The sequence below is a fragment of the Microbacterium sp. DMC48 genome (assembly GCF_056313825.1).
Window position 1 is genome coordinate 623,425 of sequence record NZ_JBQUZN010000004.1, and the last position, 17,125, is coordinate 640,549.

The window sequence follows — 17,125 nt, forward strand, 5'->3', positions numbered from 1 at the left end:
CGCGGTGCGGCTCAGCGGCCCGACAGCTTCTCGCGGAGAGCCGCGAGAGCCTCGTCGTCGGCGAGGGTTCCGCCGCCGTTCGAGGAGTCGGACGAGAACGACGACGTGCCGGTCTCGATCGGAGCGGCGGCCTCGGCCTCGAGCGTCTTGGCGACGGCGAGCTTGTGCGCCTCCCAGCGCGCCTGGGCAGCGGCGTACTCCTGCTCCCACTTCTCGCGCTGAGCGTCGAAGCCCTCGAGCCAGGCACCCGACTCGGGGTCGAAGCCCTCGGGGTACTTGTACTCGCCGTTCTCGTCGTACTCGGTCGCCATGCCGTACAGCGCCGGGTCGAACTCGGTGCCGTTGGGGTCGACCGACTCGTTCGCCTGCTTGAGCGAGAGCGAGATGCGACGACGCTCGAGGTCGATGTCGATGATCTTGACGAAGACTTCCTCGCCGACCGACACGACCTGCTCGGCGAGCTCGACGTGCTTGCCCGACAGCTCGGAGATGTGCACGAGACCCTCGATGCCGTCCGCGACGCGGACGAAGGCACCGAACGGAACCAGCTTGGTGACCTTGCCCGGCGCGACCTGACCGATCGCGTGCGTGCGGGCGAAGACCTGCCACGGGTCCTCCTGCGTCGCCTTCAGCGACAGGGAGACGCGCTCGCGGTCGAGGTCGACCTCGAGGATCTCGACGGTGACCTCCTGGCCCACCTCGACGACCTCGGAGGCGTGCTCGATGTGCTTCCAGGACAGCTCCGAGACGTGGACGAGACCGTCGACACCGCCGAGGTCGACGAACGCACCGAAGTTGACGATCGACGAGACGACGCCCTTGCGGACCTGGCCCTTGTGCAGGTTGTTGAGGAACGTGGTGCGCGACTCGGACTGCGTCTGCTCGAGCAGGGCGCGGCGCGAGAGAACGACGTTGTTGCGGTTCTTGTCGAGCTCGAGGATCTTGGCCTCGATCTCCTGGCCGAGGTACGGCGTGAGGTCGCGGACGCGGCGCAGCTCGATGAGCGATGCGGGCAGGAAGCCACGCAGGCCGATGTCGACGATGAGACCACCCTTGACGACCTCGATCACGGAACCGGTGACGACACCGTCGTTCTCCTTGATCTTCTCGACGTCACCCCAGGCACGCTCGTACTGCGCGCGCTTCTTGGAGAGGATGAGGCGTCCTTCCTTGTCCTCCTTCTGGAGAACGAGGGCTTCGACCTCGTCGCCGACCTTGACGACCTCGTTGGGGTCGACGTCGTGCTTGATGGAGAGCTCGCGCGAGGGGATGACGCCCTCGGTCTTGTACCCGACGTCGAGGAGGACCTCGTCGCGGTCGATCTTCACCACGGTGCCTTCGATGAGGTCGCCGTCGTTGAAGAACTTGAGGGTCTTCTCGACCGCGGCCAGGAAGTCCTCAGCAGATCCGATGTCGTTGATGGCGACCTGCTTGGTGGCCGGGGCGGTCGTTGCGGTAGTCATGTAGTGGGTTGTCCTTGTTGGGTTGGATATCGGGCTCCGGCGCGAGATGATCGCGCAGCGGCAGACGGACGAAGACGAACGAATGCCCCGCCGGAGCGGTCGGTCAGGGATTGCGTGCCATGAGAGCGCGGCGTGGCGCCACACGAATGACACTCCAGGGTATCAGAATCACCGGCTCGCCGTCAGGGGCATCCCGCGCGGCGGCGGGCCCGCCGGCTAGCCCCGCAGCGGATCGGCGGGGTCGGCCGGATCCAACGCCGGAGCCCCAGGCCGCGAGAGCGTGAGCACCGCCCACGCGACGCGGGCGCTCGCGGCGAGTCGGTCTTCGACGGCGTTCAGTTGAGCGGCGACCGCATGCTCGGGGATGTCGCCGACGAGATCGACGGCGGCGACCACGAACACCCGCCCCGGTCCGACGTACTCGATGTGCAGATACGTGATCTGTGCGATCTCGGTCTGCTCGAGGAGGCGCTGCAGCGCGGCGGCCCGCACGCGGGGCTCGACCGCGACGCCCACCAGGAAGCGGCGGTTCTGGCGGATCAGCACGATCGCGACGACGGCCAAGAGCACGCCGACCAGAATCGATCCGATCGCGTCCGGGGCCGCAGATCCAGTGAGCTGATGCAGCAGGATGCCGAGGAAGGCGATCACCAGACCGATCAACGCCGCGGCATCCTCGAAGAAGACCGCACGCAGCGTGGGGTCAGACGTGTCCATGACGTACTCGAGCACGTCCTTCGCGCTCTCCCGTGCGCGACGACGCGACTGGCGCAGCGCCTGGAGGAACGAAACGCCCTCCAGGACGAACGCGACACCCAGGACGGCGTAGGAGACGCCGAACAGACCGGCCGGCTCAGGCGCGAACAGCTCCTGCACCCCGTGCATGATCGAGACGCCGGCGCCGACGGCGAACAGACCGAACGCCGCGAAGAGCGACCACACGTACGCTTCCCGTCCGTACCCGGTGGGATGCCGCGCATCGCGCGGACGTGCTGACCGGCGGGTCGCGACGAAGAGGAAGATCTCGTTGCCGGTGTCCGCCCACGAGTGCGCGGCCTCGGCGAGCATGCTCGCCGCACCGGTGAGCATCGCCGCGACGGTCTTCGCGACGGCGATGAGGAGGTTCGCTCCGAGCGCGACGAGAACCGTCAGCAGCGACTCCGCATCGCCGGCTGCGCCGTCCGGCGCAGGGAGCGCCGCGCGGCGGGACGATCGGGAGGGCGCCATGCTCACACGCTACGCGGGGTCGACGACGCCGTCGACGTACAGCCAGCGACCGTCGAGACGGCGGAAGCGACTGCGCTCGGTGAGCACGCCGCACGCGCCGGTGCCGCGCTCCCGCCACGACGCCCGGAAGGTGACCGTGGCGCGGACGTCGTCCACCCCTCCGTGGGTCTCATCGATATCGAGGCGCTCCCAGCACAGGTCGTCGTCGAGCTCCAGTCGATCGGGGCGGGTGGCCGGGTGCCACGACGCCAGAAGATGAGAGGCGTCGCCCAGCGCGAACGCCGTGAACCGTGAGCGCATGAGCTTCTCCGCCGTCGCGGCCGCGAGACCGTCGAGAACAGGACCGCAGCATGCGGCGAACGCGCCGCCGCCGCACGGGCACGGCGATGCCGCAGCAGGACGGCGGCCTCGTGGTGGGGAGGCGGCGCCGAAGGACATTCCCCGACTCTACGACGCGCCCACGCTCGCGCGCGCCGCGTGTGCGGCTGTGGAGAACCGCGGTGAGCGCACGGCGCGGTGGCTACCGTGAGGGACATGACGAGGCGAAGACACGTGCTGTCGGCAGTGGTGGCGTTCGCGCTGGCCGGGAGCATCGTCGGATGCACACCGCAGAGCACGCCGTCTCCCGCGCCGAGCTCCAGCTCTTCGACGTTCTCCTCGGATGCCGAGGCCTTCGCCGCCGCCGAGGCGACCTACCGCGCCTACGTCGACGCTACGAATGCGAGGCGAGCGGATCCGACATCCGTGCCCGACCCCAACGATTTTCTGAGCGGGCAGGCACTCGATGACGAGATTTCTACTGCCAGCACACTAAGCGAACGGGGTTGGCGCATTACCGGCAATACGGAGATCGCGTCGATCAGATATATCGCAAAGGAGTCGGACTCGCATCTGCTGCAGATCTGCCTGGATGCATCAGCTACGAGGGTGCTGGACAGTTCAGGCGCGGACGTCACGCCCACGAATAGAACGACCGTGCAGTCGCTCGCTGTGAGATTCGCGCCGCGAACTGCGGGTGTTCAGATCATCGACTCGGTGACAAGCACAGAACCATGTTGACGATACTTCTCCTCGCGGTCCTCACGAGCGCGACAGCCTGTAACTCGAATGCTCAGGCTGCCGGACTGTGCTCCATCTCCAACACCGGATCGTCGGTCGAGATCGGCGCGACGCGTCCGGGCGGATCTGGCGGTTCCGGGGGTTCCCGCGGCGATGGCGGCGATGCCGAGGCCGCACCGGCGCCACCCCCGCCGGCATGCACCGACAGCCTGTGCCGCGGCAATTACTCGGTCGTGGTGCTGCAGCCGACCCTCAGCGACGTGGCGTCGTTCGCTCCGGCATCCGCACCCTTCGTCGATGAACCCGATGGGGTCGGCATCGTCGGCATGCCGATGAACTTCGTCGCGACGGCCGGGGTCCATGAACAGGCGGGGACGCTCTTCGATCTTCCGGTCACGGTCCGCTTCACGCCGACGTCGTACCGCTTCATCTACGGCGACGGCACGTCGCGCGACAGTCCCACGGGCGGCCGGACCTGGGCCGCGCTCGGACGCGCGCAGTTCAGCGCCACCGACACCAGCCACGCCTATGCCGCACGCGGCACCTACACGGCGACGGCGACCGTGCGCTATGCGGCGCAGGCCAACTTCGGCAACGGATGGATCGCTGTGCCCGGCCTCCTCGACATCCCCGCCGGCACGACGACGCTGCAGATCGTCGACGTCAAGACCGCCCTGGTCGACAAGACCTGTCTCGAGAATCCGCGCGGGCCCGGCTGCTGACCCCGCGCCGTCGCACCGTCGTGACAGGATGAGCGCGTGGCCGATCGCCTGATGCTCCTCGACACCGCGTCCCTCTACTTCCGTGCGTTCTACGGCGTGCCGGACACGGTCACAGCGCCCGACGGCACCTCGGTCAACGCAGCACGCGGACTGCTCGACATGATCGCCAAGCTCGTGTCGACCTACGAGCCGACCCACGTGATCGCCTGTTGGGATGACGACTGGCGTCCGCAGTGGCGGGTCGACCTCATCCCCACGTACAAGACCCACCGCGTCGCCGAGGTCGTCGCCGACGACACCGACATCGAAGAGGTCCCCGATCCGCTTACGGCCCAGATCCCTGTCATCCGTGACGAGTTGGCAGTTCTCGGCATCCCCGTGGTCGGTCGGGCCGATCACGAAGCCGACGATGTCATCGCCAGCTACGCGACTCAGCACGCCGGTGCCGTCGATGTCGTGACGGGCGACCGCGACCTGTTCCAACTCGTCGACGACGCCCGGTCGGTGCGCGTGATCTACACCGGACGCGGCATGAGCAAGCTCGAAGTCCTCGACGAAGCTGCCGTCATCGAGAAGTACGGAGTGCGGGCCAGCCAGTACTCCGACTTCGCCGTCCTGCGCGGTGACGCCTCGGACGGGCTGCCCGGCGTCGCCGGGATCGGCGAGAAGACGGCTGCGGCCCTGCTCGCCAGTCACGGCGACCTCGCCGGCATCATCGCCGAGGCAGCCCGCGGGGGCCTCGCGGCGGGCGTTCGGGCGAAGATCGTCGCCGCGACCGACTACCTCGCCGTCGCCCCGCGGGTCGTCGAGGTCGTCCGCACGCTCGACCTTCCCGCCGTCGACGCACCGCTGCGTTCCCCCGACCCCGACGCGGCCGCCCGGCTGGATGCCGAGTGGAACCTCGGGGCACCGCTCGCCCGCGCGATCGCCGCCATCACCGCCCGCGCCTGACGATCAGCGCGCGAGCCAATCGCGCAAGCGGTCCAGCGGCCACGTGGTGATGATCCGCTCCGGCGGGACGCCGGTTCGCTCCGCACGCGCCGCCCCCTCATCGATCAGACCGAGTTGACCGGGAGCGTGCGCATCGGAGTCGAGGGAGAAGAGGCACCCCTCCGCCAGCGCGAGAGCGATGAGCCCCGACGGCGGATCCTCACGCTCGGGTCGCGCGTTGATCTCGACGGCCACGTCATGAGCCGCGCAGGCCGCGAACACGGCGCGCGCATCGAAGGTGGAAGCCGGCCGGGTGCCCCGCTCGCCCCGCACGAGCTGGCCCGTCACGTGGCCGAGCACGTGCGCCTGACCCGAAGAGACCGCCGCCACCAGACGGCGGGTCATCGCCGAGGATTCCATTCGCAGCTTCGAGTGCACCGAGGCGACGACCACGTCCAGCCGCGCCAGCAGCATCCGCTCCTGATCGAGACGCCCGTCGTCGAGGATGTCCACCTCGATACCGCTGAGCAGTGTGAAGCGATCGTCGCTGAACGACGGTACTTCGTCGAGCTGCGCACGCAGTCGTTGCGCGCTCAGACCGTTGGCCACGCGCAGACGCGGCGAGTGATCCGTCAGCGCGAGGTATTCGTGACCAAGGGCGCGCCCCGCGTCGACCATCTCGCCGATCGAGGTCGTGCCGTCCGACCAGTTCGAGTGACAGTGCAGGTCGCCGCGCAGCTTCGCTCGCAGCGTCGAACGTGCAGGGGCGAATCGGTCACGCAGCTCCGCGAGATACGCGGGCACCTCGCCGGCCAGCGCCTCGTGGATCACACGGAACGACGAGTCCCCGATGCCCGCGCGCCTGCGGAGGCTCGCGTCATCACGCAGCTCGTTGTCCGAGAGATCCTCGATCGCTGCCGCCGCCCTGCGGAAGGCGGCAGAGCGGTATCGCGACGCCCGCTCGCGCTCGAGCAGCGTCGCGATCTCCCGCAGCGCGTCGATCGGCTTCATCTGCACGCCATCATGACAGCGAAACGGGCCCGCGCGGCGCGCGAGCCCGTTCCCGGGGGGACGATGTGCGGGACGTCAGGACCGGATCACGGCCGACCGTCGCACGACGACCGGCACCGAGGCCAGCCGCGTGAGAGCCGCGCCGAAGAGGATGGACAGGATTCCCATGCCCATCGCGAAGGCCGCGACCCCGAAGGAGACGACGGAGGTGAACAGCGAGGCGCGCAGGAACGACGCGTTCATCATCGTCGCGCGCACCGGGTCGTCCTTGTCGAGCTCGGCGTAGGTCTTGCCGCCCGACGCCTTCAGCGCGTGGTGCTGGATGATGTCGGCCTGCACGTACGCGGTGAACGGGCCCTGGACGGTCTGCCCCTGGAACGCCATCGCATCGTCGGGCACGGTGATGTTCTCTGCACGCAGCTGGCTGGAGACCGTGAGCCAGACGACCAGACCCACCACGATGAGCGCGATGCCGCCGAGGATGCCGAGAATGCCGGCGATCTTGACGAAGCCGACCTTCTTCTGCGGGGGTTCAAGGGTGTCGGCGGTGGCGATGTTCTCTGACATGGCGGGTCCTCTCTTCGGTGCCGTGCTGTTGCCTCACGGTATCGCTCTCACGAGAGCGGGGACCAGGGGAACGGGCCGGAGAAAACCCTGTGGTCAGTCCACAGTGCGAGTCGTTGCCTCGACCCAACGGTCGAGGACACCGCGAGCCGAGCCGTCGTCGATCGCCGCCGCTGCCCTGTCGCGAGCGTCGGCGAGACGCTCGACGATCGGCAGCTGCACCTGCGTGGCATCGCGGAACAGGTCATACGAGACGACCCCCGCGGCCGCGTTGAGCAGGACGATGTCGCGTACGGCGCCCTTTTCGCCGTCGAGCACCCGTCGCACGACCTCGGCGTTGTGCTGCGCATCGCCGCCGAGCAGGTCGTCGATCTCCGCCAGAGGGATGCCGAGGTCTCGCGGATCGAGGTCGTGCTCGTGGATGTCACCTCGGCTGATCTCCCAGACACGGCTGTGGCCGGTGGTCGTGAGCTCGTCCAGGCCGTCATCGCCGCGGAACACCAACGCCGTGGCTCCGCGTGTCTGGAAGACGCCGGTGATCAGAGGAACGCGATCGAGAGCGGCGACCCCCACGGCGTTGGCTTCTGCACGAGCAGGATTGCAGAGCGGCCCGAGGAAGTTGAAGACGGTGGGCACACCCAGTTCCGCTCGCGTCGGCCCCGCGTGACGAAAGCCCGGATGGAACGCGGACGCGAAGGCGAAGGTGATGCCGGCCTCGGCGAGCACCTCGGCGACTCGCTCCGGCGGCAGCGCCAGATCGATGCCGAGCGCACCGAGCACGTCGGAGGATCCTGAGGCGGAGCTGGCGGCGCGGTTGCCGTGCTTGACGACCGGGATTCCGGTCGCCGCGGCCACGATCGCCGACATCGTCGAGATGTTGACGGTGCCGAAGCGGTCTCCCCCGGTGCCGACGATGTCGAGCACATCGGCGGAGACGGGCAGCGGCAGCGCGGCCTCGAGGATCGCGTCGCGGAAGCCCACGATCTCGTCGACGGTCTCGCCTTTCGCGCGCAGTGCGAGGAGGAATCCGCCCAGCTGCGACGGCGTTGCCGTGCCCCGCATCACCTGCCGCATGGCCCAGGTCGACTCGGACACGCTGAGGTCGCGCCGCTCGAGCACCGCAGTGAGGATTTCGGGCCAGGAATAGAGCTCCGCCATGAGCCCCGATCCTATCGGCACTCTGCCAGCCAACTCCCGGCGCGCCCGAAGGGCCCTCCAATCCCCCCGAAAGTCGAACGCACCTTCAGTGATGCGAAAACCGGCTGTGAAATCAGCCATAATGGGGAGCGTGACGACCACTCCAGCGACCTATTCCCAAGCCTTGCGTTCCGTCAAGCGGCCGGATCCGGTCGCCGTCGGCACCATCGTGTGGCTCGGCAGCGAGGTCATGTTCTTCGCGGGTCTCTTCGCGATCTACTTCACGCTGCGCAACGCCTCCCCTGACCTGTGGGCTGCCAGCACCGGCGACTTGAACGTGCCGTTCGCAGCCGTGAACACCGGCATCCTGGTGCTCTCCTCGTTCACCGCCCAGGCCGGTGTGTTCGCCGCCGAGCGCTTCCAGCCGTATCGTCGCGGCTCCATCTGGCAGTTCCGCCAGTGGGGAATGGTGGAGTGGTTCTTCCTCACGTTCGTGATGGGCGCCGTCTTCGTCTCCGGCCAGGTGTGGGAGTACGCGACGCTCGTCGCAGAGGGCATGCCGATCAGCGCGAGCTCGTACGCGTCGGCCTTCTACATCACCACCGGTTTCCACGCGCTGCACGTGACGGGCGGCCTCCTGGCCTTCCTTCTCGTGATCGGCCGCGCCTACGCCGTCAAGAACTTCGGACGCAAGGAGATGACGTCCGCGATCGTCGTCTCGTACTACTGGCACTTCGTCGACGTGGTGTGGATCGTCCTGTTCTTCGTCATCTACGTCGTCAAGTAAGAAGCGGAGCTGAGTTCCTCCATGGCAACCAAGACCACCCGGCAGAAGACCGGTCGTCGCAGCAAGTGGGCTGCCGCCGCGCTCATCGGCATCGGCCTTCTCGTCACCGGCGGCGTCTACGCCGGCGCGTCGGCGGCGATGGCCGCGACGGAGCCCGCGTCCGCCTCGTCCACCACGCTGACCGTCGAAGACGGCAAGAAGCTCTTCCAGGCCAACTGCGCCACGTGCCACGGCCTCAACATGGAGGGCACCGCTGACGGGCCCTCGCTCTACGGGGTCGGAGAGCTGGCCGTCGAGTTCCAGATGTCGACGGGACGCATGCCACTGCAGATGCAGGGGCCGCAGGCACCTCAGAAGCCGGTGCAGTTCACCGAGGACCAGATCCGTGCGATCGCGGCCTGGGCACAGTCGGTCGCGCCCGGCCCGACCTACCCGGATGCGCGCATCCTCGACGGCAAGGGCGATGTCGCCAACGGCGCCGAGCTCTTCCGCGTCAACTGCGCCATGTGCCACAACGTCGCCGCCGCCGGTGGTGCACTCACCGAGGGCAAGTACGCCCCGGCACTGACCAAGACCAGCCCCCTGCACATCTACGCGGCGATGGTCACCGGCCCGCAGAACATGCCGGTCTTCAACAACATGACCATCACTCCGGACGAGAAGCGCGACATCATCTCGTCGCTGATGTACCTGCAGGAGAACGAGTCCGCCGGCGGTTTCAACCTCGGCTCGCTCGGCCCGGTCTCGGAGGGTCTGTTCATCTGGATCTTCGGCATCGGCGCGCTCATCGGCATCACCGTGTGGATCACGGCGAAGTCGAACTGATCGGGCACACGTGGACAACGGCACTGACGTAGGGAACGGACGAGACATGGCACACGAGGAAGACGCACTCGAGCACGAGAGGGCTTCATGGAAGCCCTCCCCCGGGCTCGCCGTCGCCGTCCCCGACCCCGTGCAGAACCCGGGCCTCCCGCCCCACCGGGAGCGCATCACCGACAAGGACCCGGCGGCCATGCAGCGCGCCGTTCGCACGGTCTACACGCTGTTCTACCTCTCCCTCGCGGGCAGCATCTGGGCCGTCGCCGCCTACATGCTCTTCCCGATCGAGAGCGGTCAGATCGTCGACATCCGCCACAACAACCTGTTCATCGGGTTGGGCATCGCGCTCGCGCTCCTCGCAATCGGCATCGGTGCGATCCACTGGTCCAAGGCCGTGATGAGCGACAAGGAGCACATCGAGCCGCGTCACGCCACGCGCGGACGCGACGTGACGCGAGAGGGCGCCGTCGCCGTCTTCCGCGAGGCGAACGAGGAGTCCGGGTTCGGACGCCGCACCGCCATCCGCGGATCGCTGATCGCCGCTCTTGTCGCCTCGGTGCTTCCCGGCATCACCCTGTTCCGCGGTCTGGCTCCCGAGTCCAGCCCCGAGAACCCGATCGCCGGCGACCCGGTCGCCCTCCTCAGCCACACGATGTGGAAGAAGGGTGAGCGTCTCGCGCACGACCCCACCGGCGAGCCGATCCGTGCCGCCGACCTCACTCTGGGCTCCGCGGTGCACGTGATCCCCCAGTCTCTCGCCGAGCTCAGCCACAGCGATGGCTACCTCGAGGAGAAGGCGAAGGCGATCGTCCTGCTGATGAGGATGCTGCCCGAGCAGATCGTCGAAGCCGAAGACCGCAAGAGCTGGTCGTACAACGGCATCGTGGCGTACTCGAAGGTCTGCACGCACGTCGGCTGCCCGGTCGCGCTGTACGAGCAGCAGACCCACCACCTGCTCTGCCCCTGCCACCAGTCGCAGTTCGACGTGACCCACGGCGCCGCGGTGATCTTCGGACCGGCCGCTCGTCCGCTGCCGCAGCTGCCGATCACCGTTGACTCCGAGGGGTACCTGATCGCGCAGAGCGACTTCACCGAACCCGTCGGCCCGAGCTTCTGGGAGCGCCATTGAGCACCGCGACTGTCACCGAGACAGGCCCTGACACCACGCCTCAGACCTCCCGCGACGAGAAGCCGCTGGGCGGCCGCTTCGTCGCCGGCGCGGCGAACTACCTCGACGAGCGCACCAGCATCTCCGGTCTGGTCAAGGAGCTCGGTCGCAAGATCTTCCCGGACCACTGGTCCTTCATGCTCGGCGAGATCGCGCTGTGGAGTTTCGTCGTCGTCCTGCTGTCGGGAACGTTCCTGACGTTCTTCTTCCAGGCATCCATGGTCGAAACGCACTACGACGGGGCGTTCGTCCCGCTGCGCGGCGTCGAGATGTCTGCGGCTCTCGACTCGGCGCTGCGCCTGTCGTTCGACATCCGCGGCGGCCTGCTGGTGCGTCAGATCCACCACTGGGCTGCGCTGGTGTTCGTTGCCGGCATCGGTGTGCACATGCTCCGCGTGTTCTTCACGGGTGCGTTCCGCAAGCCGCGCGAGCTCAACTGGGTGATCGGCTTCATCCTCTTCATCCTCGCCATGGCCGAAGGCTTCACCGGCTACTCGCTGCCGGACGACCTGCTCTCGGGCAATGGCCTGCGCATCATCGACGGCATGGTCAAGGGCATTCCGGTGATCGGAACGTGGACCTCCTTCCTGCTGTTCGGCGGCGAGTTCCCGGGGACTCAGATCGTCGGGCGCCTCTACACGCTGCACATCCTGCTGCTTCCGGCCATCCTGGTGGCGCTGCTCGCAGTGCACCTCATGCTCATGATCGTGAACAAGCACACCCAGTTCGCCGGTCCCGGCCGCACGAACAGCAATGTCGTGGGCTTCCCCATGGTCCCGGTCTACATGTCGAAGATGGGCGGCTTCTTCTTCATCACGTTCGGCGTGATCGTCCTGATCGCCTCCCTGTTCACGATCAACCCGATCTGGAACTACGGTCCGTACGACCCGTCGCCGGTCTCGGCCGGTACGCAGCCCGACTGGTACATCGGGTTCGCCGACGGCGCGCTGCGTCTCGTGCCGCCGCACCTCGAGTTCGTCCTGTGGGACCGCACGTGGTCGTTCAACATCCTCATCCCGCTGACGGCTCTGGGCCTGTTCATCGTGATCGTGATGCTGTACCCGTTCATCGAGGCCTGGATCACGGGCGACAAGCGCGAGCACCACATCGCCCAGCGTCCGCGCAACGCCGCGACGCGCACCGCGATCGGTGCCGCCGGTGTGACGTTCTACGCGGTGCTGTGGGCCGCGGCATCCTCGGACATCATCGCCACCCACTTCTGGCTCACGATGGAAGGCGTCATCCACACGCTGCAGGCGCTGTTGTTCGTCGGACCGGTTCTCGCGTACTTCATCACGAAGCGTCTGTGCATCGCGCTCCAGAAGAAGGACCGCGAGATCGCCCTGCACGGCTACGAGTCCGGCCGCATCGTCCGTCTTCCGGGCGGCGAGTACATCGAGGTCCATCAGCCGGTCGACCAGTACGAGATCGTCAAGCTCGTCGACTTCGAGACCAACCAGCCTCTCGTGGTGCGTCCGAACGATCAGGGTCGCATCCCCTGGCACGAGAACTTCCGCGCCTCGCTGTCGCGCTGGTTCTTCGAGGACCGCCTCGCTCCGGTCACTCAGGCGGAGCTGGAGGAAGCGCGTGCCCACCAGCATCACACGCTGGATCACATCGCCGCTGAGGAAGATGCCGAGATCCAGGGCATGCACGAGCGGGCGGGAGTCGGCGACGCGCCGCACCACCCGATCGACGATGGTCACCAGAGCGAGACCGCCGTCCGCCCGTCGAATGTGATCGTCCCGGATGGCGACACGAAGGACGCGAAAGACAAGGACTGACAACCCGCTCAGGCTGGCAGTCAAGCGGCGAGGAGTGACCGTCCCGGTCCTCCTCGCCGCTTCGTCGTTCGCGTAGCGTCGAGCCATGACTGACGCCCTCTCCTACTTCACCGGCAAACTCGCACACGAGACCGACGCCTCAGACGTGTACGCGGCTCAGCGCGACGGACAAGCCTTCGTACTCGTCGACGTGCGCGGCGCCGACGCCTGGGCCCAGGGCCACCCGGTGGGCGCCGTCCACATCCCCTACCGCGAGATCGCTGAGCGGGCTCCGACGGAGATCCCCCTGACGACGCCGGTGGTCGTGTACTGCTGGAGCCCCGGCTGCAATGCCGGCGCGAAGGGCGCCGTAGAGTTCGCTCGCCTGGGCTACTCCGTGAAGGAGATGATCGGAGGATACGAGTACTGGGTGCGCGAAGGGCTGCCCACCGAGAACGCTCAGGGTGCGCTCCCCCGCGTGTTCGACCCTCAGGTCATGTATGTGCGCCCGTGATCACTCCGCCTGCGCGGCAGCGTGACACCGGGGCTTCAGCCGGCGATCGGTTGCGCGCCTTCGCTGAAGCGCTCGGTGGCCGCTCCCGCGAAGACAACCCCACCGGCCGACGGAACCCCCGCGGCGACGTCTGCGACGACGGCGGTCACATTGTCGCGTGAGCCGGCCTGCAGGGCCGCCGCGACGATGATCTCCGCGGCATCCTGTTGCCCGTCGACGTCTCGCAGGATCTCACCGATCGCGTCGTCCGGCAGGTAGTCGCTGACACCGTCGCTGCACAGCAGCCAGCGATCCCCGGCCACCGGCGTGTGCGCGGTCACGCTGACCGTATCGGACGGCTCGCCGCGAAGCGAGGCGGTGATGATGTTGCGGCGCGGATGCGTCATCGCGTGGATTCCGTCACCAGCCCCTGATCGACGAGCACCTGGACGAACGAGTCGTCACGGGTCTGACGCAGCAGTCGTCCCGAACGAAGAAGATAGCCTCGAGAGTCTCCGGTGTGCGCAAGAAGCACGGTCCCGCCATCACCGAACCAGATCCCCGTGAACGTGGTCGCCATACCCGCCAGCGAGGGATCCCGCCGCACGTGCGCGCCCAGATCCCAGTTGGCCACCCGCAGCCGAGTGGTCAGCTCTGCGGCATCGCCCGCTCGCCAGCCTCCTGCGACCAACCGATGGACGAGAGCCGCCGATGCGAGATCGCCAGCGGGGCCGCCGCCGACACCGTCCGCCACGCCCGCGCCCCACGATGCGATGAACGCCGCATCCTGATTGACATCGCGAAACGGGCCGACGTCGCTGGAGACGCCGGCCCGAATCGAATGAGCCATCACCGCAGAACCGGCACCGCTCAGCGCGCGAAGTACCCGCGGTAGTACTCGAAGACCCACCCGACGATGGCGACGACGAACACGCCGAGGCCGATCGGCAGCAGGAAGGTGCCGACCGCGAGACCCAGGATGCCGAGAGCCGCGGAGAACGCGAGCACCAGCGGCCACCACGACCACGGGCTGAACTCGCCCATCTCGGGATCGCCGTCATCGATGTCGGCCGTCAGGGAGTCCTCCGGCAGCTCGCCGCCCTGGGCGCGGTGCACGCGGTCGACGTAGAAGCCGATCATCGCGGCCATGAACACCGTGAACAGCAGCGCGACGCTGCCGACCCACTCGATCGCGTGGAACCACTGCCGGTCGGAGTGCTCGATGATGTTCCACCCCGTGTACAGGGCGAAGCAGAGGAAGAAGAACCCGGACAGGATCCACCAGAGGTTGACGTTGGTCTTCACTTACTTGACCTTCCCCTCGGCCGTGTCCATGACGGGAGCATCGGGAGCGTCCTTCGCCGGACCGACACCGACCGGGAGCGCTGCTTCGGGGTGGTTGAGGTCGAAGGCAGGGCGCTCACTGCGAATGCGCGGAATCGAGGTGAAGTTGTGACGCGGGGGCGGGCAGCTGGTGGCCCACTCGAGCGATCCGCCATAGCCCCAGGGGTCGTTGACCGTGACCCGCGGCGCCTTGCGCGAGGTGATCCAGACGTTCAGGAAGAACGGGATCATCGAGGCGCCCAGGATCATCGCTCCGATCGTGGACACCTGGTTCTGCCAGGTCCAGCCGTCCGCGGCCGAGTAGTCGGCGTAGCGGCGCACCATGCCGTCGACGCCCAACCAGTGCTGGATGAGGAACGTCATGTGGAAGCCGATGAACAGCATCCAGAAGTGCACCATGCCGAGGCGCTCGTTGAGCATGCGCCCGGTCCACTTGGGCCACCAGAAGTAGAAGCCCGCGAACATCGCGAACACGACCGTGCCGAAGACCACGTAGTGGAAGTGGGCGACGACGAAGTACGAGTCGGAGAGATGGAAGTCCAGCGGCGGCGACGCGAGGATGACACCGGTCAGACCACCGAAGACGAACGAGACCAGGAAGCCGAGCGAGAACACCATCGGGGTCTCGAACGTGACCGACCCGCGCCACAGGGTTCCGATCCAGTTGAAGATCTTCACACCCGTCGGCACAGCGATGAGCATCGTCATGAGGGCGAAGAACGGCAACAGTACCGAGCCCGTCACGTACATGTGGTGAGCCCACACCGACACCGACAACGCCGCGATGGCGATGGTCGCGTAGACGAGCGTCTTGTATCCGAAGATCGGCTTGCGGCTGAACACCGGGAAGATCTCGGAGACGATGCCGAAGAACGGCAGCGCGATGATGTAGACCTCCGGGTGTCCGAAGAACCAGAAGAGGTGCTGCCACAGGAGCACACCGCCGTTGGCGGGGTCGTAGATGTGGGCACCGAGAACGCGATCGGCGGCGGCGGCCAGGATGGCCGCGGCGAGCACGGGGAACGCCATCAGGATCAGGATGCTGGTGACGAGCGTGTTCCACGAGAAGATCGGGAGGCGCCACATCGTCATGCCCGGCGCACGCATCGTGATGATCGTGGTGATGAAGTTCACCGCGCCGAGGATGGTGCCGAAACCGGACATGCCGAGTCCCAGCATCCAGAGGTTGCCACCGGCGCCGGGCGAGAACGACGCTCCCGCCAGGGGCTGATAGGCGAACCAACCGAACGCGGCCGCGCCCTGAGGAGTCAGGAAGCCGGCGACCGCGATCACCGATCCGAAGATGAACAGCCACAGCGCGAACGCGTTCAGACGCGGGAACGCGACGTCCGGCGCGCCGATCTGCAACGGAAGGATCGCGTTGGCGAAGCCGGCGAACAGCGGAGTCGCGAACATCAGCAGCATGATCGTGCCGTGCATCGTGAAGAGCTGGTTGTACTGCTCCTTCGTCGGAAGGATCTGCATTCCCGGCTCGAACAGCTCGGCGCGAATGATCAGCGCCATGACGCCGCCGAGCAGGAAGAAGATCACCGACGCGATGAGGTACATGTACCCGATCGTCTTGTGGTCCGTGGAGGTGATCCACTTGACGATGATGTTGCCCTTCTGTCCCACGCGCGTCGAGCTCATGAGAGCCGCCTGACGCGGGGGCAGCGTGGTCGGGCGCGCGGAAGTCTCGCCCTGGAGAGGAAGCGTGGTCGCCATCAGTGTTGTCCCTCAGATTCGACGGGGGCTCCCGTGCCCGGGAAGTTCTGCAGCCGGTCGTAGGCCTTGTTGATGTCACCGGTCTGACCGGCGGCGCGCAGGCCTGCGAGGTACTGCTGGTACTCGGCCGGCTCGACGACCTTGACCTTGAAGAGCATCATCGAGTGGTACTGGCCGCAGAGCTCGGCGCACTTGCCGTCGTATTCACCCACGCGTGTCGGGATGAACGACCAGTAGTTGTCCTTCCCGATGTACATGTCCTTCTTGTAGAGGAAGTCGACGATCCAGAAGGAGTGGATGACATCGCGGGAGGTCAGCTTGATCTTGACCTTCTCGTTGACCGGCAGAACCAGCGTCGGCAGGTCGCTGGTGATGTTTCCCTGGGCGTCGGTCTGGGCCTGAACACCCATGGTCCAGACGGCGTTGTCGCCGGCCTGGCAGTCGGCCTGGTCGTCGTTGTACTGGAAGTCCCAAGCCCACTGCTTGCCGATCGCCGTCACGCAGACGTCGGGGTTGTCGTACTGGGTCTCGAGCACCGCCTGATCGCGCGCCGTGAAGGCGAAGAAACCGAGCACCAGGATCAACGGGACAACCGTGTAGAAGATCTCGACGGGCATGTTGTAACGAAGCTGCACCGGCAGGCCGCGCTGGCCGCGACGACGACGGTAGGCGATGGCAGCCCAGCCCATGAGCGCCCACGTGATCACACCGACGGCGAGCAGGACGATCCAGGAGTTGACCCAGAGACCCGACACCATCTCGGTGTGGTTGGTAGCCTGCGTGCCGTCGTCGGTGAAGCCCGGCAAGAAGCCGTTCAGCTCGGTGGGAGTGCATCCCGCGAGGGTGATCGCCGAGGCGATCCCGATCGGGATGACGGCGAGCCGGAGTCGGCGTTTGACGCGCACGGTGC

General features: G+C 67.1%; 19 protein-coding genes. 8 read left to right on the forward strand and 11 right to left on the reverse strand.

Annotation, left to right across the window (positions count from 1 at the left end):
- Window positions 1-11: 11 nt before the first annotated feature.
- From rpsA to ACT53O_RS08310, 3 genes are all read right to left on the reverse strand, one after another.
- Window positions 12-1,463 carry a 30S ribosomal protein S1 gene (rpsA, locus tag ACT53O_RS08300; protein ID WP_476151782.1) on the reverse strand — a complete coding sequence of 484 codons (1,452 nt, stop codon included), beginning with the start codon at window positions 1,461-1,463 and terminating at the stop codon, window positions 12-14.
- Between the two features lie 216 nt (window positions 1,464-1,679).
- Complete coding sequence (locus ACT53O_RS08305; RefSeq protein ID WP_476151784.1) at window positions 1,680-2,690, reverse strand: cation diffusion facilitator family transporter; 1,011 nt, start codon at window positions 2,688-2,690, stop codon at window positions 1,680-1,682.
- Window positions 2,691-2,699: 9 nt separating this feature from the next.
- Window positions 2,700-3,128 carry a YchJ family protein gene (locus tag ACT53O_RS08310; RefSeq protein ID WP_476151786.1) on the reverse strand — a complete coding sequence of 143 codons (429 nt, stop codon included), beginning with the start codon at window positions 3,126-3,128 and terminating at the stop codon, window positions 2,700-2,702.
- 114 nt (window positions 3,129-3,242) lie between these two features.
- On the opposite strand from ACT53O_RS08310, the gene ACT53O_RS08315 reads away from it, so the two are divergent.
- The 3 genes from ACT53O_RS08315 to ACT53O_RS08325 are packed head-to-tail and all read left to right on the forward strand — an operon-like array spanning window position 3,243 to window position 5,422.
- Window positions 3,243-3,749 carry a hypothetical protein gene (locus ACT53O_RS08315; RefSeq protein ID WP_294980640.1) on the forward strand — a complete coding sequence of 169 codons (507 nt, stop codon included), beginning with the start codon at window positions 3,243-3,245 and terminating at the stop codon, window positions 3,747-3,749.
- Window positions 3,743-4,471, forward strand: coding sequence for a hypothetical protein (locus ACT53O_RS08320; RefSeq protein ID WP_476151788.1), 729 nt, complete (start codon window positions 3,743-3,745; stop codon window positions 4,469-4,471). Before ACT53O_RS08315 ends, ACT53O_RS08320 begins: the two co-directional genes overlap by 7 nt.
- 36 nt (window positions 4,472-4,507) lie before the next feature.
- A complete protein-coding gene (locus tag ACT53O_RS08325) occupies window positions 4,508-5,422 on the forward strand; it encodes a 5'-3' exonuclease (RefSeq protein WP_476151790.1) in 915 nt (304 codons plus the stop codon).
- Between the two features lie 3 nt (window positions 5,423-5,425).
- Here the strand turns inward: ACT53O_RS08325 and ACT53O_RS08330 are convergent, their stop codons facing one another.
- The 3 genes from ACT53O_RS08330 to trpD form a co-directional block, all read right to left on the reverse strand.
- On the reverse strand, window positions 5,426-6,412 hold the full coding sequence (locus ACT53O_RS08330) for a PHP domain-containing protein (protein ID WP_476151792.1): 987 nt from the start codon (window positions 6,410-6,412) through the stop codon (window positions 5,426-5,428).
- A gap of 75 nt (window positions 6,413-6,487) precedes the next feature.
- Window positions 6,488-6,979: an aromatic ring-opening dioxygenase LigA gene (locus ACT53O_RS08335; protein WP_135949299.1), complete on the reverse strand. Its 492-nt coding sequence runs from the start codon at window positions 6,977-6,979 to the stop codon at window positions 6,488-6,490.
- 93 nt (window positions 6,980-7,072) lie between these two features.
- On the reverse strand, window positions 7,073-8,134 hold the full coding sequence (gene trpD / locus ACT53O_RS08340; protein WP_476151794.1) for an anthranilate phosphoribosyltransferase: 1,062 nt from the start codon (window positions 8,132-8,134) through the stop codon (window positions 7,073-7,075).
- Between the two features lie 121 nt (window positions 8,135-8,255).
- Here trpD and ctaE point away from each other — a divergent pair, with 121 nt between their 5' ends.
- From ctaE to ACT53O_RS08365, 5 genes are all read left to right on the forward strand, one after another.
- The gene (gene ctaE, locus ACT53O_RS08345; RefSeq protein WP_005049205.1) at window positions 8,256-8,900 is read left to right on the forward strand and encodes an aa3-type cytochrome oxidase subunit III; all 645 of its coding nucleotides are present in this window, start codon (window positions 8,256-8,258) and stop codon (window positions 8,898-8,900) included.
- A 21-nt stretch (window positions 8,901-8,921) separates the two neighbouring features.
- Complete coding sequence (gene qcrC / locus ACT53O_RS08350) at window positions 8,922-9,725, forward strand: cytochrome bc1 complex diheme cytochrome c subunit (protein ID WP_005049203.1); 804 nt, start codon at window positions 8,922-8,924, stop codon at window positions 9,723-9,725.
- A 46-nt stretch (window positions 9,726-9,771) separates the two neighbouring features.
- Window positions 9,772-10,851: a cytochrome bc1 complex Rieske iron-sulfur subunit gene (qcrA, locus tag ACT53O_RS08355; RefSeq protein ID WP_036287972.1), complete on the forward strand. Its 1,080-nt coding sequence runs from the start codon at window positions 9,772-9,774 to the stop codon at window positions 10,849-10,851.
- The gene (gene qcrB, locus ACT53O_RS08360; RefSeq protein WP_295820325.1) at window positions 10,848-12,674 is read left to right on the forward strand and encodes a cytochrome bc1 complex cytochrome b subunit; all 1,827 of its coding nucleotides are present in this window, start codon (window positions 10,848-10,850) and stop codon (window positions 12,672-12,674) included. The genes qcrA and qcrB overlap by 4 nt, the downstream gene beginning before the upstream one ends.
- 85 nt (window positions 12,675-12,759) lie before the next feature.
- The gene (locus ACT53O_RS08365) at window positions 12,760-13,167 is read left to right on the forward strand and encodes a rhodanese-like domain-containing protein (RefSeq protein ID WP_005049195.1); all 408 of its coding nucleotides are present in this window, start codon (window positions 12,760-12,762) and stop codon (window positions 13,165-13,167) included.
- A gap of 35 nt (window positions 13,168-13,202) precedes the next feature.
- On the opposite strand, the gene ACT53O_RS08370 is transcribed toward ACT53O_RS08365, so the two are convergent.
- The 5 genes from ACT53O_RS08370 to ctaC are packed head-to-tail and all read right to left on the reverse strand — an operon-like array spanning window position 13,203 to window position 17,120.
- On the reverse strand, window positions 13,203-13,553 hold the full coding sequence (locus tag ACT53O_RS08370) for a PP2C family protein-serine/threonine phosphatase (RefSeq protein WP_476151798.1): 351 nt from the start codon (window positions 13,551-13,553) through the stop codon (window positions 13,203-13,205).
- The gene (locus tag ACT53O_RS08375; RefSeq protein WP_476151800.1) at window positions 13,550-13,996 is read right to left on the reverse strand and encodes a PP2C family protein-serine/threonine phosphatase; all 447 of its coding nucleotides are present in this window, start codon (window positions 13,994-13,996) and stop codon (window positions 13,550-13,552) included. Before ACT53O_RS08375 ends, ACT53O_RS08370 begins: the two co-directional genes overlap by 4 nt.
- Window positions 13,997-14,016: 20 nt before the next feature.
- Window positions 14,017-14,451, reverse strand: coding sequence for a cytochrome c oxidase subunit 4 (locus ACT53O_RS08380; RefSeq protein ID WP_005049192.1), 435 nt, complete (start codon window positions 14,449-14,451; stop codon window positions 14,017-14,019).
- Entirely contained in the window at window positions 14,452-16,215 is a 1,764-nt protein-coding gene (gene ctaD, locus ACT53O_RS08385; RefSeq protein ID WP_061681646.1) for an aa3-type cytochrome oxidase subunit I, read from the reverse strand.
- A complete protein-coding gene (gene ctaC / locus ACT53O_RS08390) occupies window positions 16,215-17,120 on the reverse strand; it encodes an aa3-type cytochrome oxidase subunit II (protein ID WP_039416190.1) in 906 nt (301 codons plus the stop codon). The genes ctaD and ctaC overlap by 1 nt, the downstream gene beginning before the upstream one ends.
- Between the last annotated feature and the right edge of the window lie 5 nt (window positions 17,121-17,125).

Bases quoted from the DNA above. Each gene is read 5' to 3' on its own strand.
- rpsA (WP_476151782.1), bottom strand. From the start codon at position 1,463: ATGACTACCGCAACGACCGCCCCGGCCACCAAGCAGGTCGCCATCAAC.
- ACT53O_RS08305 (WP_476151784.1), bottom strand. From the start codon at position 2,690: ATGGCGCCCTCCCGATCGTCCCGCCGCGCGGCGCTCCCTGCGCCGGAC.
- ACT53O_RS08310 (WP_476151786.1), bottom strand. From the start codon at position 3,128: ATGTCCTTCGGCGCCGCCTCCCCACCACGAGGCCGCCGTCCTGCTGCG.
- ACT53O_RS08320 (WP_476151788.1), top strand. From the start codon at position 3,743: ATGTTGACGATACTTCTCCTCGCGGTCCTCACGAGCGCGACAGCCTGT.
- ACT53O_RS08330 (WP_476151792.1), bottom strand. From the start codon at position 6,412: ATGAAGCCGATCGACGCGCTGCGGGAGATCGCGACGCTGCTCGAGCGC.
- ACT53O_RS08335 (WP_135949299.1), bottom strand. From the start codon at position 6,979: ATGTCAGAGAACATCGCCACCGCCGACACCCTTGAACCCCCGCAGAAG.
- trpD (WP_476151794.1), bottom strand. From the start codon at position 8,134: ATGGCGGAGCTCTATTCCTGGCCCGAAATCCTCACTGCGGTGCTCGAG.
- ctaE (WP_005049205.1), top strand. From the start codon at position 8,256: ATGGGGAGCGTGACGACCACTCCAGCGACCTATTCCCAAGCCTTGCGT.
- qcrC (WP_005049203.1), top strand. From the start codon at position 8,922: ATGGCAACCAAGACCACCCGGCAGAAGACCGGTCGTCGCAGCAAGTGG.
- qcrA (WP_036287972.1), top strand. From the start codon at position 9,772: ATGGCACACGAGGAAGACGCACTCGAGCACGAGAGGGCTTCATGGAAG.
- ACT53O_RS08365 (WP_005049195.1), top strand. From the start codon at position 12,760: ATGACTGACGCCCTCTCCTACTTCACCGGCAAACTCGCACACGAGACC.
- ACT53O_RS08370 (WP_476151798.1), bottom strand. From the start codon at position 13,553: ATGACGCATCCGCGCCGCAACATCATCACCGCCTCGCTTCGCGGCGAG.
- ACT53O_RS08375 (WP_476151800.1), bottom strand. From the start codon at position 13,996: ATGGCTCATTCGATTCGGGCCGGCGTCTCCAGCGACGTCGGCCCGTTT.
- ctaD (WP_061681646.1), bottom strand. From the start codon at position 16,215: ATGGCGACCACGCTTCCTCTCCAGGGCGAGACTTCCGCGCGCCCGACC.